At 45.0% G+C, this 298-nt stretch carries 1 pseudogene; it reads left to right on the top strand.

The features are described 5' to 3' along the window. Positions 1 to 298 (top strand): annotated as a pseudogene (locus tag CWC11_RS21645) (beta-N-acetylhexosaminidase); the annotation flags it as partial.

The raw sequence follows: 298 nt of genomic DNA, 5'->3' as shown, positions 1-298 counted from the left end.
TGTTGGGTGAACAAGTACTTATAAAGCTAAATAACAACCGCCATCAGCTAGCACAAACAGATAGGCCAATTACTAGCAAGACTCAGCAATTTACCGCTACCATGGATAGTTGGATGGGACCGTTACAGTTTGAGTTTCATAAAGCACAGCAACAAGGCGCGGTAATGATTGGTAATAGCCGTTATCCGCTCACACTTGAGGCGCTTGAAAAACCACAACCAGTCAAGGTTTCAACACCGTTGAGCCAAGTAAACGACGGACATATTTTAGGTGGCGAGGCGACCATTTGGAGCGAAAT

Origin of the sequence: Pseudoalteromonas sp. S3178, assembly GCF_005886985.1 — a bacterium.
Classification (GTDB): Bacteria; Pseudomonadota; Gammaproteobacteria; order Enterobacterales; family Alteromonadaceae; genus Pseudoalteromonas; species Pseudoalteromonas carrageenovora.
The sequence above is the reverse complement of the archived record's forward strand: the minus strand, read 5'-3'. Positions and strand labels throughout refer to the sequence as shown.